15 protein-coding genes are annotated in these 13,856 nt (G+C 66.3%); 7 read left to right on the top strand and 8 right to left on the bottom strand.

Annotation, left to right across the window (positions count from 1 at the left end; all coding sequences use genetic code 11):
- Nucleotides 1–10: 10 nt before the first annotated feature.
- Entirely contained in the window at nucleotides 11–937 is a 927-nt protein-coding gene (locus EV641_RS08030) for a 4-(cytidine 5'-diphospho)-2-C-methyl-D-erythritol kinase (protein ID WP_132471427.1), read from the bottom strand.
- Between the two features lie 86 nt (nucleotides 938–1,023).
- Here EV641_RS08030 and EV641_RS08025 point away from each other — a divergent pair, with 86 nt between their 5' ends.
- Nucleotides 1,024–1,992 (top strand): YafY family protein, encoded by a 969-nt coding sequence (locus EV641_RS08025; RefSeq protein WP_132471426.1) that lies wholly within the window; start codon nucleotides 1,024–1,026, stop codon nucleotides 1,990–1,992.
- A gap of 67 nt (nucleotides 1,993–2,059) precedes the next feature.
- Complete coding sequence (locus EV641_RS08020; protein WP_132471425.1) at nucleotides 2,060–2,329, top strand: hypothetical protein; 270 nt, start codon at nucleotides 2,060–2,062, stop codon at nucleotides 2,327–2,329.
- Nucleotides 2,330–2,409: 80 nt separating this feature from the next.
- Here the strand turns inward: EV641_RS08020 and EV641_RS08015 are convergent, their stop codons facing one another.
- The 6 genes from EV641_RS08015 to EV641_RS07990 form a co-directional block, all read right to left on the bottom strand.
- A complete protein-coding gene (locus EV641_RS08015) occupies nucleotides 2,410–2,613 on the bottom strand; it encodes a cold-shock protein (protein WP_054717914.1) in 204 nt (67 codons plus the stop codon).
- Nucleotides 2,614–2,833: 220 nt separating this feature from the next.
- Nucleotides 2,834–3,739 (bottom strand): 16S rRNA (adenine(1518)-N(6)/adenine(1519)-N(6))-dimethyltransferase RsmA, encoded by a 906-nt coding sequence (rsmA, locus tag EV641_RS08010; RefSeq protein ID WP_054717917.1) that lies wholly within the window; start codon nucleotides 3,737–3,739, stop codon nucleotides 2,834–2,836.
- Nucleotides 3,740–3,778: 39 nt separating this feature from the next.
- Nucleotides 3,779–4,906, bottom strand: coding sequence for a resuscitation-promoting factor (locus EV641_RS08005; protein WP_054717920.1), 1,128 nt, complete (start codon nucleotides 4,904–4,906; stop codon nucleotides 3,779–3,781).
- Nucleotides 4,907–5,278: 372 nt separating this feature from the next.
- The gene (locus EV641_RS08000; RefSeq protein WP_054717923.1) at nucleotides 5,279–5,743 is read right to left on the bottom strand and encodes a DoxX family protein; all 465 of its coding nucleotides are present in this window, start codon (nucleotides 5,741–5,743) and stop codon (nucleotides 5,279–5,281) included.
- Between the two features lie 109 nt (nucleotides 5,744–5,852).
- Entirely contained in the window at nucleotides 5,853–6,911 is a 1,059-nt protein-coding gene (locus tag EV641_RS07995) for a maleylacetate reductase (RefSeq protein WP_054717926.1), read from the bottom strand.
- Between the two features lie 42 nt (nucleotides 6,912–6,953).
- A complete protein-coding gene (locus EV641_RS07990) occupies nucleotides 6,954–7,784 on the bottom strand; it encodes a TatD family hydrolase (protein WP_132471424.1) in 831 nt (276 codons plus the stop codon).
- 22 nt (nucleotides 7,785–7,806) lie between these two features.
- On the opposite strand from EV641_RS07990, the gene metG reads away from it, so the two are divergent.
- Nucleotides 7,807–9,363, top strand: a complete 1,557-nt coding sequence (gene metG / locus EV641_RS07985) for a methionine--tRNA ligase (protein WP_132471423.1) — start codon at nucleotides 7,807–7,809, stop codon at nucleotides 9,361–9,363.
- A gap of 12 nt (nucleotides 9,364–9,375) precedes the next feature.
- Here the strand turns inward: metG and EV641_RS07980 are convergent, their stop codons facing one another.
- Nucleotides 9,376–9,891 carry a DUF1772 domain-containing protein gene (locus EV641_RS07980; RefSeq protein WP_241996949.1) on the bottom strand — a complete coding sequence of 172 codons (516 nt, stop codon included), beginning with the start codon at nucleotides 9,889–9,891 and terminating at the stop codon, nucleotides 9,376–9,378.
- 112 nt (nucleotides 9,892–10,003) lie between these two features.
- Between EV641_RS07980 and EV641_RS07975 the strand changes: the two genes are divergently transcribed.
- The 4 genes from EV641_RS07975 (at nucleotide 10,004) to EV641_RS07960 (ending at nucleotide 13,854) form a co-directional block, all read left to right on the top strand.
- On the top strand, nucleotides 10,004–10,501 hold the full coding sequence (locus tag EV641_RS07975; protein WP_132471422.1) for a MarR family transcriptional regulator: 498 nt from the start codon (nucleotides 10,004–10,006) through the stop codon (nucleotides 10,499–10,501).
- A 44-nt stretch (nucleotides 10,502–10,545) separates the two neighbouring features.
- The gene (locus tag EV641_RS07970) at nucleotides 10,546–11,691 is read left to right on the top strand and encodes a DUF2786 domain-containing protein (protein ID WP_132471421.1); all 1,146 of its coding nucleotides are present in this window, start codon (nucleotides 10,546–10,548) and stop codon (nucleotides 11,689–11,691) included.
- Between the two features lie 118 nt (nucleotides 11,692–11,809).
- On the top strand, nucleotides 11,810–12,958 hold the full coding sequence (locus EV641_RS07965) for an FAD-dependent oxidoreductase (RefSeq protein WP_199233182.1): 1,149 nt from the start codon (nucleotides 11,810–11,812) through the stop codon (nucleotides 12,956–12,958).
- A complete protein-coding gene (locus EV641_RS07960; RefSeq protein ID WP_132471420.1) occupies nucleotides 12,955–13,854 on the top strand; it encodes an RNA polymerase sigma-70 factor in 900 nt (299 codons plus the stop codon). The genes EV641_RS07965 and EV641_RS07960 overlap by 4 nt, the downstream gene beginning before the upstream one ends.
- Nucleotides 13,855–13,856 lie beyond the last annotated feature (2 nt).

The following is a 13,856-nucleotide window of genomic DNA, read 5'->3' as shown; positions in this document are numbered from 1 at the left end:
TTTGGGAGTGTCAGGGTCGAGCGGGATCGACGACGCGCGTGCCCGGCACCGGACCCGACGCGATACGCACGGTTCGGCACACCCCGGCGCCTGAGAGTTCGGCGCTCACCTCGACGGCGGCGCGTTGATCGTCGACGAGGAACGCGCAGGTGGGCCCGGAGCCGGACACGATGCCGGCGAGAGCTCCCGCTTCGACCCCTGCCCGAAGCGTGCGGCGCAGCGCCGGGTTCAGCGACAGCGCGGCCGACTGCAGGTCGTTGCCGAGCAGCGGAGCGAGCGCGTGTGGGTCGCCGGCGCCGAGCGCGTGCAGCAACTCGTCGGCGTCGCCCACGCGCTGCGGATCACCGTTCGCGCGCAGTCGATCGAGTTCGCGGAAGACGACGGGAGTGGACAGGCCGTCCTTCGCGATCGCGAGCACCCAATGGAAGGTGCCGCGAGACAGGACGGGCACGAGTTGTTCGCCGCGTCCGGTTCCGAGCGCGGTGTTGCCGTGCAGACAGAAGTTGACGTCGCTGCCGAGCTGGGCGGCGATCTCGTCGAGATCGCTGCGGCCGGCACCGAGCCCCCACAGCGCGTCGAGGGCAACGAGCGTAGCGGCCGCATCGGCGCTACCGCCGGCCATGCCTCCGGCCACAGGTATCCCCTTGTCGATGGTGATCACGACGTCGGGAGTGCGCCCGGCGCGTTCGGCGACCATCTCCGCGGCGCGCCAGACGAGGTTCGACGAATCGGTGGGCACCGACGCCGCGTCGGGGCCACGGACCTCGACGCGGAGGGTGTCGGCGGGGGCGACGGTCACCTCGTCGTGCAGCGACAGCGCTTGGAACACTGTGCGCAGGTCGTGGTAGCCGTCGGGGCGTAGGTCCCCGACCGCGAGGTGCAGGTTGACCTTGGAAGGAGCCCGCACGGTGACGGAGGCGGGAACGACGGACAGCACGAATACACAGCTTACCCGCGCTGCGACCCCAGCAATGCCCACAATCGAGGACGGAAACTGTCCGTTATCCGTGACACAGTCTGATCATGCGCGAAACCTCCGCCCGTTTGTTGCGTCTCCTGTCGCTCCTGCAGATGCGACGGGAATGGTCCGGCACCGAGCTTGCCGAGCGGCTGCAGATCACCACCCGCACGGTCCGGCGCGATGTCGAGAAGCTCCGCGACCTCGGATACCCCGTCGACGCGAATGTCGGCGTCGGCGGTGGATACCGGCTCGGCGCGGGCGCCGAGATGCCGCCTTTGCTGCTCGACGACGACGAGGTCGTGGCCGTCGCACTCGCGTTGCGCTCCGGCACCAACGACGCGGTCACCGGCATCGGCGACGCCGAGACTCGCGCTCTCGCAAAACTGCGGCAGGTCATGCCCTCACGGTTGCAGCATCGACTCGAGGCCCTGAAGGTCGATGTCGTCGATCATGGTCCGGTTGCCTCCGCGGTCGATGCAGAACTGCTCGCGACCGTGACGACCGTGTGCCACAACCACGAGCGTCTGCGCTTCGACTACCGCACACACGACGGCACGTCGTCGCGGCGGGAAGTGGAGCCGTATCGGGTGGTGCGCGCGGGACTGCGCTGGTATCTCGTGGCGTGGGATCTCGCACGCGACGATTGGCGCTCGTTCCGCGTGGATCGCATGGAGCCGAAGATCCCCACCGGCCCGCGGTTCGTTCCGCGCGAGCTTCCACCGGGAGGGGCGGCAGAGTTCGTCTCGCGCGGCATCGCGCGCGGCGCGGCGCCGGTGACCGCAAGGGTGCTGCTGCACGCGCCGTTCGAGACCATCACCCCGATGGTCGACGACAGGTGGGGAAGCCTCGAGCAGATCGACGCCGAAACCTGCGCGATCGTGCTCGGCGGACGGTCGCTCGACGGTATCGCCGAGTGGCTCGTCGCCTTCGACGTGAACTTCACTGTGCTCGAACCTGCCGGCCTGCGCGACGCCTGCCGGGCGCAGAGTGAGCGTCTCCGGTTTCTCGCCGACAGGTACTCGCGCGCGTGACCCCAGCGCATCTATGCTCGGGCGATCGCCGTCATCACATCACCGGCGTCGGATCTGGAGGGAATACATGAGACGAGTTCTGCGAAGCACCGTCGCGGTCAGCGCGTTCGCACTGGCAGCTGCCCTGGGTACAGCAGGCACCGCATCAGCTGAGCCTGCACCTGCACCTCGCGTGTGCTCCCTGGGCGACCTCGTCCTGCGTTCGTTGAACATGGTCGACTGCGTGAACCCGCCGACGGGATCCGCTGGGATCGCCACCGGTTCGGCCGACGGGACGGGCTCGTCGACCGGTTCCTCGGATGTCGGCATCGTCGGGCACGGCGCCGTCATCGGCTGACGCAGTTCGATTCTCGACAAACGAACACAGCAGGGCCGGCACCCGAAACGGGTGCCGGCCCTGCTGATGAGAAGCCTGTGTCAGATGACGTTGACACCGGTGGCCTGCGGGCCCTTCTGGCCCTGGCCGATCTCGAAGCTCACGCGCTGGTTCTCCTCGAGGGTGCGGAAGCCGCGGCCCTGGATCTCGGAGAAGTGCACGAAGACGTCAGCCGAACCATCGGCCGGAGCGATGAAGCCGAAGCCCTTTTCGCCGTTGAACCACTTCACAGTACCTTCAGCCATTGCTGTTCCTTCACTTGCAGGCAGGAGGCTCGTTCGCCGTCCTGTCTCGTCGGAAGTCGGTCTCGACTTCCGGGTCTGTCACTCGACGGCTGAACCGATTCCGTGGTGGTATCGCATCCGCTCGCAACTAGAAATGTGCGAGGGTTAACCACAAACACACTACCTAACGACCAGACTCAAGTAGACCACACATCGCGCCCCGATGCCACCGTACGGTGACTCAGCCCTCATTTCCGATCGTGGCGAGCCGGACGAATGCCGCAGCATCGAGCCGCTCCCCCCGTGTCGACGGTTCGATACCCGCTGCGACAAGGCGCCGCTGCGCCTCGGCGGGCGATCCCGCCCAACCGCTCAATGCGGCACGCAACGTCTTGCGGCGCTGAGCGAATGCAGCATCGACCGCGGCGAACACGGTCTTGCGATGCCCCGGATCGGTGGGCCACGGCGGGTTTTCGTAGCGGTCGATGCGTACGAGACCCGACTCGACCTTCGGCACAGGCCAGAACACCGAACGCCCGACCGAGCCCGCGCGGCGAACATCGCCGAAGTAGCGGGCCTTCACACTCGGCACGCCGTAGACCTTGCTGCCCGGTTGCGCGGCAAGGCGATCAGCCACTTCCAGCTGCACCATCACCAGAGCGGTGCGCAGCGAGGGGATTTCGGCGAAGAGGTGCAACAGCACCGGAACCGCCACGTTGTAAGGAAGATTCGCGACGAGCGCGGTCGGTTGCGACGGAAGATCGGCGATCGATACCTTCATCGCATCCATCGGCACCACGTCGAGGCGATCAGCGAGCTGCGGGGCACGAGCAGCGACCGTCGCGGGCAACCGCTCGGCCAGCCTGGGGTCGATCTCCACCGCGACCACACGGTCGACGACGTCGAGCAGGGCCAGGGTCAAAGACCCCAGCCCTGGCCCGACCTCGAGCACCACGTCGTCGCGGCCGACTCCTGCGGCCGACACGATGCGCCGCACCGTGTTGGCGTCATGCACGAAGTTCTGACCGAGTTGTTTCGTCGGACGCACCCCGAACTCCTCCGCGAGCGTCCGGACCTCTGCGGGTCCGAGCAACGCGGCGAGGCCGCGCGGAGAAGCCGGGGTGGCGTCTGAATCGTCTGCTTGCACGAGGCGAACCTAGCGCACCGGAGTAGACGGCATGTCGTCCTAGCGGAGGCCGAGCTTGCTGGTGCAGGACGGCCATGCGCCCCAGCCCTGTGCTGCCTGAACCTTCTCGGCAACCGCGATCTGCTGTTCGCGGGTGGCCAGATCGGCTCGCGGCGCGTACTCGGTACCGCCGAATCCGGCCCACGTCTGCTGGGTGAACTGCAAGCCACCGTAGAAGCCGTTTCCGGTGTTGATGGACCAGTTTCCGGTGGCCTCACACTGCGCAATGGAATCCCAGGTGGACGCCCGACCGGACGCGGGGACGGCAGGCTTGGGCATGGTGCCCACACGAAGGGTCGCGGGCTGCGGTTCGGTCAGAACGTTCGACGCCGTCTCGGTACGGCCGACCTCGACACCGTTGACGGTGTGGACGTCGAAGGTGACGGAACGCTCACCGGGAGCACCCGGGTTGTCAAGCGCGGTCTCGCCTTCGGTCATGTTCGGATCGTCGACCCGGTTCTGCGGCGCCTCGATCGGCAGGGTCTCGGTGCGGCTGTCGACGCGATCGCGGGTCACCACGATCTCCATACCTTCTTCGAGCGCGGCATCGTGGGGGAGACTCACGCTGTCGGCCTGCTCGAGGGCGACGTTGTGCACTTTCAGGAATTCACCCACGGTCGGGGCCGCGAGACGCACAGGTGCGGCCGGCGCACCGTTGTCGGCGAACTGCACGGTCTTGGGGCTGACGACCTCGAGCTCGGTGCCGTCGAGCGGCAAGCGGTGCGAACGCGATGCAGAGACATACACGTCATCGTTCAGATCGAACTGCGCCAGGGCTTCGTCGACAGTGAGCGCCGTGGTCCACACAGTGCGCTCTTGACCGTCGACGGTGAGCGCGACCTCGCGGGCCTGACGCAGCACGATGGTGTCGCCGTCGGACACCGCGGAATCGACAGCCGGAGCGACAACATCATGCTCCTCGACCTCGTAGCCGGCGGCGGCAAGGATATCGCCGACATTCGAGCTCATCGTGCCGAAGGCGCGCTGCTCTCCGTCGATGTCGAGCGTGACGTCCTTGTGCTTGACAAGTGCGGTGATACCGCCGGCCGTAAGGGTTACGAACAGCGCCGCAACAACTGCGAAGAACACCGGCGATTTGATTCGGTTGATCTTGGTGAAGGGTGACACAACAATTCCAGACAGACGACGACTCGGATCACGGCACGGTAACGAACATGAATTGAATTGACAACTTCACGCGCTCTACCTGGAATTATGAAGATAACCATCTGGTTATGAATCGTCATTTTCGATAACAACACGTGTTGCTACAAAAGATCACCCTTTGCCCGATTCGCCGATATTGTGGCCGGAATAACATTTCTTCTCGGTCTTGATGAATTTCCTACCGAGGGCGGCATGCGCCGTTGATCTTCCGGTCGGAGCACCCCCCGGCGACAAGGAGAAAACAAGCGAAGGGCGCATCGCGGTGACCGGAAATCACCTGCGATGCGCCCTTCGGCTGCTATCGGCAGTCGCCTCTGCGACCACCGAGATCGATCACGCGGCGCTACGAGCCGGTTCCCGCTGCACCGGAGCTTCCCGCGAGAGGAACGGGAGCTTCGGCGCGAGGAAGTGGTCGACACTGAAACGTCCCGCACCCACTACAGCGAGGAGCAGTGCTCCGAGGCCGAGCGCGGCGACGAGTTCGAAGCCGCCGTCGGCCACGTACACGCCGTTACCGACGTGAACGATGACGAACGCGCCTGCCATGACGGCGAACAGCAGGGCACCGAAGACGGGGACCAACAGACCGAGGATCAGCGCGATACCGCCGAGGATCTCGACCCAGGTCGCGACGAATGCGCCCAGGGAAGGCGCGGGCACGCCCATCCCCTCGAACGCCGCAGCGGTGCCGGACTGGCCCCACACCGTGAGCTTCTGAAGCCCGTGGGTCAGGAGGATCGCGCCGAGGCCGACCCGTGCGATCAGGATGCCGATGTCGCGGACGAAGGAAACGTTCATGGAAAGCCTTTCGGTTCCGAGGCCGAAAGGCCCCTTCTGGTTGACTGTTCAACCAAAGTAACAGGCCGAAGGTTGTAGGTTCAACTGAAAGGCGACCATGTCGCCGGAGTCACTCCGGACGTGTCCCGGAGAACGCCTCGCCGAGCAGTCGGCGCACCCCCACGTACGTCACCTCCCTCGGATTCGGATATGTCTTCTCGGTCGCCCGCCGTGCGGCGTCGTCGAGATCGGCCTCACGCATACCGAGATCCGCAAGAGTCGTCGGCCCTCCCGCAGAAACGATGAGGTCGTAGACACCGGCGGGTGCGCTGTCCACGTCGAGCACTTCGGCGATTCCGGCCATCACACCCGGGACCGACGGCGCGTTGTAGGCCATGACGTGGGGCAACATCACAGTGTGTGTCGGGGCGTGCGGAAGATCGAACGATCCACCGAGAACGTGACACAACTTGTGATGCAGGGCCATCCCCACCGACCCGAGGCACACCCCCGACAACCACGCGGCGAGCAACAGATCGGAGCGGCCCTCGAGGTCCGCCCCGTCCACACCGAGCGCAGGAAGTCCTCTGCCGATCGAGGCGATCGCCTGCAACCCGAGGGCGTCGACGATGGGATTGGCGTGCTCGGCATACAACGCTTCCACCGCGTGTGCCAACGCATTGACGGCGCTGGTGACGGCCATCGGCACCGGCAGACCGGCACTGAACTCCACGTCGTAGATCACCGTCTCCGGCAGGATGTCGGGCGACGACCGCGTCGTCTTCACCCCGTCCGCAGTCTCTCCGAGCGTGGGCGTGACCTCCGAACCTGCGTAGGTGGTCGGCAGGATCACCTGATCGATCCCGGTTCGCACGGCCAACGCCTTCGCCAGACCTGTGGTCGATCCACCACCGACGGCGACGACCGCATCGGCCTGATGTTCGGTGACGTACTTCAGAACACGCTCGGTCACGGAGACGGGCGTGTGCATCACCGCACCGTCGAACCGCGCCACCTGCAACGACCCGAGCGCACGTTCGACGAGATCCGCCTGCGGACGCACGTGTTCGCCACCGAGCAGCAACACGCGCGATCTACCGAGTCGGCGAACCTCGTCGCCGACCGTCGACGCGGTGCCCATACCGAAGATCACCCGGGCCGGTTGTGCCGTGTAGACGAAGTTGTGCATGCAGCCACGGTCTCACGTCCGCAGTGCCGATGCAGGGCCTCTTCACGAAAGTCCGTACACCCGTTCGGCATTCACAGTAGTCGCTGCGGCGAGTTCCAGCGCGTCGTCGCCGCGCACCTCTGCGAGGGCCCGCACCGTGTAGGGCAGACAGTACGACTCGTTGGGTGCGCCCCGGAACGGATGCGGGGTAAGGAACGGCGCGTCGGTCTCGACGAGGACCTGCTCGCGCGGCACGCGGGGCGCGGCCTCGCGCAGCGCCTTGGCGTTCTTGAAACTGACGGTGCCCGAGAAACTCAGGTGGTAGCCGGCGTCGACGCACGCCTGCGCCATCTCGGGACCCGACGAGAAGCAGTGGAAGATCACGGTCTCGGGCGCACCCTCGTCGTGCAGTACCCGCAGCAGATCGTCATCGGCCTCGCGGTTGTGGATCATCAGCGGCTTGCCGAGGCGCTTCGCGAGATCGATGTGCCAGCGGAATCCCTCTTCCTGCTCGGCAGGTTCGGCGCAACCGTCGAGTTTGCCCGGCCAGTACAGATCGAGGCCGGTCTCCCCCACCGCGACGCACCGCGGGTCGGCGGCGAGCCGCTCGATCTCGGCGCGTGTCGCATCGTCGAGGCTGTTCGCTCGCGTGGGATGGATCGCCACGGCCGCGAACACCCGCGGGTCCCAGTGCGCGGCTCGCACCGCGAACTGCGCGGCGGCGAGGTCGTCGGCGACCGTGACCACCCGACCGACACCCACCGCGGCCGCCCGGTCCACGATCGCCGCGGTGGTCGCAGCATCGACCGCACCGCACGCATCGAGGTGGGTATGGGCATCGACGAGGGGTGCCAGCGGTTCCGGGGCTTCGGGGGCGGGACGACTTCTACTCACGCCCTATAAAGTAATGGCCATCATGACTGCCGCTGATCCCACCCGACCGCCGTACTACGTGACCACCGCGATTGCGTACCCCAACGGGGTCCCGCACATCGGGCACGCGTACGAGTACATCTCCACCGACGCTCTCGCGCGATTCAAGCGCCTCGACGGCTTCGACGTCCGGTTCCTCACCGGCACCGACGAGCACGGCTTGAAGATGCAGCAGACGGCGTCGAAGGAAGGCATCTCCGTCACGGAACTCGCGCGGCGCAACTCCGATGTCTTCGAGGCTCTCGACAAGTTCCTCAACGTCTCGTACGACCGGTTCATCCGCACCACCGACGACGATCACCTCGAGGCCAGCAAGGCGATCTGGCAGCGCATGGTCGACAACGGCGACATCTACCTCGACACCTACGCGGGCTGGTACTCGGTGCGCGACGAGGCGTTCTACACCGAGGCCGAGACCACCCTGCAGGACGACGGGTCGCGCCTGTCCACCGACACGGGCACGCCGGTCGAGTGGACCGAGGAATCGACGTACTTCTTCCGCTTGTCGGCGTACCAGGACAAGCTCCTGAAACTCTACGACGAGCATCCCGAGTTCATCGCGCCCGCGACACGGCGCAACGAGATCGTCAGCTTCGTCTCGGGCGGACTCAAGGACCTGTCGATCTCCCGCACCACCTTCGACTGGGGTGTGCCCGTTCCCGGCCATCCCGATCACGTGATGTACGTGTGGGTCGACGCCCTGACGAACTACCTCACGGGCGCCGGTTTCCCCAACACCGAGTCGGAGTCGTACAAGCGGTACTGGCCGGCCGATCTGCACATCATCGGCAAGGACATCACCCGCTTCCACACTGTGTACTGGCCGGCGTTCCTCATGTCGGCCGGTCTCGAACTGCCCAAGCGGGTGTTCGTGCACGGCTTCCTGTTCAACAAGGGCGAGAAGATGTCGAAGTCGGTCGGCAACGTCGTCGACCCGATCGAGATGGTCGAGAAGTACGGCCTCGATCCGCTGCGCTTCTTCCTGCTCCGCGAGATCTCGTACGGCCAGGACGGCAGTTACAGCCACGAGGCCATCGTCACCCGAATCAACGCCGATCTCGCCAACGATCTGGGCAACCTCGCGCAGCGGTCGTTGACGATGGTCGCGAAGAATCTCGACGGGCAGGTTCCGACGCCCGGTGAGTTCACCACCGACGACGAGGCGATGCTCGCGCAGGCCGATGCGCTGCTCGAGAAGGTCCGCGCCGAGTTCGAGGAACAACAGATCCACCTCGGCCTCGAAGCGATCTGGCATGTGCTCGGCGAGACCAACCGGTACTTCTCGGCGCAGGAGCCGTGGGTGCTGCGCAAGACGGATCCCGCACGGATGGCCACGGTGCTGTACGTGACGCTCGAGGTGGTGCGGGTCGTGGGCATCCTGGTCCAGCCGGTGATGCCGGATGCGGGCTCCACGATCCTCGATCTGCTCGGTCAGGGGCCGGAGGCCCGGCAGTTCTCCGATATCGCGACACGTCTCGTGCCGGGCACCGCGCTACCTGCACCATCGCCGGTGTTCCCGCGTTTCGTCGACGAGGACTGAGCACCCAACGCGTCATCCGGGTCCGGGCTGCATCCGATGCGGCCCGGACTCTGCCGTCTCGGGTTGTGCCTCCACCTCAACCTCCGGCGCCGAGGAGAGGGACAGGGCCCGCAGCGCACACAACCAGCCGAGGCCGCCGATGAGCATGCGCACGTAGTTCAGGCCGGTCCACCACGTCGCGAACGACTCGATCTCCTGCGCCGACCACTGATCGCCGCCGGATTGGAACAGCAGCATCTGCGGGACGAAGTATCCGTAGCTGAACACGGCGTACACGGTCATCAGTGAGGAACCTGCCAGCCACCATCGGCGGTTCGGTGACGTCGCGCGCCACGCCAGTACCAGGTTCACCACCGCGAGAAGTGCCACTACCGGCGAGACGAACGGCCAGAACACCCGTCCGGCCGAGTACATGCCGGAGTCGTGCATGATCCCGAGCATCCGGTCGGGCGGAGCGTCGGACCACAGTGGGACGACCACGAGTTTCTCGTACCAGCCGGCACCGAACTGGATTCCTACGAAAACCACCAGCAGACACAGGCACAGTGTTGGTATGGCTTTTCTCATCGTTCACCCCTGTCAGGTTATTCTCTGATTTAGAGTTGCTCTGTATTAGAGAGAATATTCCGAAGGGCGCGTGATGCCATCAGGGAAAACCCGGAGCGAGGTACTGAATTCGCTCGACGACGCACTGCGGCGCCAGGCATCACGCTCGGTGATGTTCCATTCCGCAGTTGCCTCCCATCTCGGCATCGCGGTCACCGATCTGACGTGCCTGAACATCCTCGGCCTCGACGGCCCCCGGACACCGGGGCAGCTCGCGGACCGGATCGGCATCACCCGCGGCGGCGCGGTCACCGCGATGATCGACCGGCTCGAGCGGGCGGGATACGTCCGACGCACTCGCGACACCACCGACCGCCGCAGGGTCCTCGTCGAACTCGCAGATGAGGCGGCCGCCGACACGGTCGCCCCCTTGTTCGCCGGCCTCGGTTCCGCGGTCGCCACCCATTTGGACACCTACACCGACGCCGAACTCGAGATTCTGCTGCGTATGACGAGTGGTCTCGCCGACACGGTCGGACGTGAAACCGCTGCACTGCACAACCATGGTCGCCCCCCGAAAGACCCCTCCTGACTGCGGCGGCGGAACCTGTCGGTGCCGTCCGCCACACTCTGTCCATGCCGAGCAATGGAACATACATTCGAACCGATGAGGTGCGCGCCGAGATTCTGCTCGACGAGCTGAACGGCGCCTACGAGCGCGGGTGGCAGCCCGCCGACGTACTCCACATGGCCGCGCACTCGGGCGACCCCACCGACGTCCCCCTCGCCGCCGCGTCCGTGTTGTTCGATGCCCACCGCACTCGGGCAGCCCATCGCGCACCCACCGAATGGCTGCACCAAGTCCGCACGATCGGCGACCGCCACCCCGCGATCGCTCGTATCACCGAACCCGACCGCCCGTTCGAGGCGAGCCTGTTCCGCGTACTGCCGCACGTGTCGCGGTTCCAGGTCGACGGGCTCGCCTACACATGGAAGTACCTCCCCCGGTTCACCCACCTGACCACGCCTCCGTCGCTGTGGCCTGAGATACGCACGGCACCGGACGGCACCGCTCCCTCCGCCCCGGATCCGCGTGTGCTCGAACGCATCCGCGGGTTGCTCTCGAAGGCCGAATCCACCGAATTCCCCGACGAAGCAGAGGCATTCACCGCCAAGGCCCAGGAGCTCATGACCCGGTACGCGGTGGGTGCGGCCGTCCTCGACAGCGCCGGGTCGGCCACCGACCCGGTGAGGGGACGACGCCTCCACCTCGAACGTCCTTACGCGAAGGAGAAAGTACTGCTGCTCACCGCGATCGGCGACGCGAACCGGGTCCGCACGGTGTGGTTCACGCGCGTGCAGATCGCGACCATCGTCGGCACGGTCGTCGACCTCGAGCAGGTCGAAATGCTGTTCACGTCGCTGCTCGTCCAGAGCACCCGCGCCATGAACTCGGCCGGAACCGCCGGCCGACGCGGTGGCGGCGCCACCTCGTTCCGCCGCGCCTTCCTCACCGGTTTCGCGAACCGCATCGGCGAGCGACTCCGCGAGGTCCAGGCCCACGCCACGGCCGAGGCCGCCGCCGACGCGCGGGTACCCATGACCGATCTCGCGCCCATTCTCGCGCGACGCTCCGAGGCCGTCGACGCGGAGTTCCGGCGCCTGTTCCCCACCACCCGATCCTCGGGTGGTCGCGGTGTCGACTCCGACGGTTTCCATGCCGGACGCGACGCCGCCGAGAACGCATTGCTCGAGCCAGGACAGTCGCCGCTGGGCCACTGAGCGCCACCACTCCGAGATCCTTTTCTGCCGGGTGTCACATTCTCGATCCGGGCGGTGTCCCATCACTGACACATTCGACACGTCTGCATTTCGACACGACTGTATTGGGGCGAAGACCATGAACAACATCCGATTCCACGTGGTGGTCGTCGGTGCCGGGTACTCCGGAGTGATGGCGACGAACAGACTGCTCTCCGAACACCCCGACGTCGCGGCGACCGTGGTGAATCCGCGAACGGTGTTCGTCGAACGAACCCGGCTGCACCAGCATGCGGCCGCGACCGGATCGGCGACGCACGTCCTCACCGACCTGCTCCATCCCCGCGCCGAACTTTGTGTGGGCACCGTCGAACGTATCGACGACGGTGCAGTGCTACTCGGAGACGGATCGGTATCGACATGCGACGCCGTTGTGTACGCGGTCGGGAGCGGACCGGCCCGCGTGGGCGTCCCGGGCGGCGAACGGGCGTATTCGGTGTCCGACCTCGAAGCGGCGTCGGCGTTGCATACCGCGATCGAGGCGTTGCCCGACGGCGCCACCGTCACGGTCGTCGGCGGCGGATTCACCGGCATCGAAACCGTCACCGAACTCGCCTCGGCGCACCGAAAGCACCGCTACACCCTCGTCGGCGATCCGGGGCCGGACCTCCCCGACCGCACCCGCCGATACCTGCGACGCACCCTGACCGGATTGGGAATCGAGATCCTGGCAGGCGTGGCCGTCACCGAGATCTCCGACGGCATTGTGCGATTCGACGACGACACCGAGTCGCCCTCCGACCTCACGGTGTGGGCAGGAGGATTCTCGGTACCCGATCTCGCACACCGCAGCGGACTCGACGTCGACGACTCCGGTCGCCTGCGCGTCGATGCCACACTTCGGTCGACGAACCGCAGCAACGTGATCGGCGTGGGCGACGCCGTCACCATCGCAGACCGGCCCTACGTCCGGATGAGCTGCCAGGCCGCTATTCCGCTCGGCGTGCACGGCGCCGGCACCGTGTGGGATGTACTGCAGGGTCGCGACCCCGACCCGCTGTCGCTCGGATTCACCGCGCAATGCATCTCGCTGGGCCGCAGTCGGGCCGCGCTGCAGTTCACCACGTCCGCCGACACACCCCGCGCGACGGCGGTACGAGGAAGGCCCGGTGCTCTCGCCAAGGAAGGCATCTTGCGTGGCACGATCTGGTTCATGCAACGCCAAGCCCGAGGCCACGCGCCCTACATCCCGGCGGGCCCCGCCACCGACGCAGTGGTGGCGCGGTGAACTCCGACGACACGTCGTCGGCCCAGGTGTTCACCGACCACCGTGGCCTGCTGTTCTCGATCGCCTACGAGATCACCGGCAGCGTCGCCGACAGCGAAGACGTGCTCCAGGACAGCTACCTACGGTACGCGAAGGTCGATCCCGACACGATCGAAGATCCTCGCGCGTATGCGGCGCAGGTCGTCACGCGGCAGGCACTCAATTCGCTGCGTTCGGCACAGCGGCGGCGTGAGGACTACGTCGGGCCGTGGTTGCCCGAACCGCTCCTCACCGCTGCGGACGAGGGCGGCACCGATCCGTCGGCGAAAGTCGAACTCGCCGAATCGGTGTCGATGGCGATGCTGCTGGTCCTCGAGACGTTGAGCCCGCTCGAGCGGGCGGTGTTCGTGATGCGCGAGGTGTTCGGGTTCGACTACGCGCACATCGCCGACGCTGTCGACCGCACCCAGGCCGCCGTCCGGCAAGTCGCCCACCGCGCCCGCGACCACGTTCAGGAGCGGCGACGGCGCTTCACACCGGCAAACGCGGAGACCGACCGTGTGGTCGGTGAGTTCTTCGCGGCCGCGATGACCGGCGATCTCGACGGACTGCTCCGGCTGCTCGCACCCGATGCCGTCTACATCGCGGATGGCGGAGGCAAGGTCACAGCGGCCAAGGTGCCGGTCCACGGCGCGCAGAAGGTTGCGCGCCTGTTCTCCGGACTCGCACGCGTGGAACTACCCGACATGACGATCGACACAGCAATCGTCAACACCGCACCGGGCGTGATCGTGTACTCGCGCGGCGTACTCGACCTCGTCTTCCTCTTCGAGATCGCAGACGGCCTGATCACCGGCGTGTACGCGGTGCGCAACCCCGACAAGCTGACCCGATTCGGGGCATCGTCTCCATCGTGACA

The organism is Rhodococcus sp. SMB37 (assembly GCF_004345605.1).
Lineage (GTDB): Bacteria > Actinomycetota > Actinomycetes > Mycobacteriales > Mycobacteriaceae > Rhodococcus.
Note: the sequence above shows the minus strand (reverse complement) of the source record. Positions and strands in the feature narration are given on the sequence as shown.

Bases quoted from the DNA above. Each gene is read 5' to 3' on its own strand.
- EV641_RS07995 (WP_054717926.1), bottom strand. From the start codon at position 6,911: ATGCACAACTTCGTCTACACGGCACAACCGGCCCGGGTGATCTTCGGT.
- EV641_RS07970 (WP_132471421.1), top strand. From the start codon at position 10,546: ATGCCGAGCAATGGAACATACATTCGAACCGATGAGGTGCGCGCCGAG.
- EV641_RS08015 (WP_054717914.1), bottom strand. From the start codon at position 2,613: ATGGCTGAAGGTACTGTGAAGTGGTTCAACGGCGAAAAGGGCTTCGGC.
- EV641_RS08000 (WP_054717923.1), bottom strand. From the start codon at position 5,743: ATGAACGTTTCCTTCGTCCGCGACATCGGCATCCTGATCGCACGGGTC.
- EV641_RS08025 (WP_132471426.1), top strand. From the start codon at position 1,024: ATGCGCGAAACCTCCGCCCGTTTGTTGCGTCTCCTGTCGCTCCTGCAG.
- EV641_RS07975 (WP_132471422.1), top strand. From the start codon at position 10,004: ATGCCATCAGGGAAAACCCGGAGCGAGGTACTGAATTCGCTCGACGAC.
- EV641_RS08020 (WP_132471425.1), top strand. From the start codon at position 2,060: ATGAGACGAGTTCTGCGAAGCACCGTCGCGGTCAGCGCGTTCGCACTG.
- metG (WP_132471423.1), top strand. From the start codon at position 7,807: ATGACTGCCGCTGATCCCACCCGACCGCCGTACTACGTGACCACCGCG.
- EV641_RS07965 (WP_199233182.1), top strand. From the start codon at position 11,810: ATGAACAACATCCGATTCCACGTGGTGGTCGTCGGTGCCGGGTACTCC.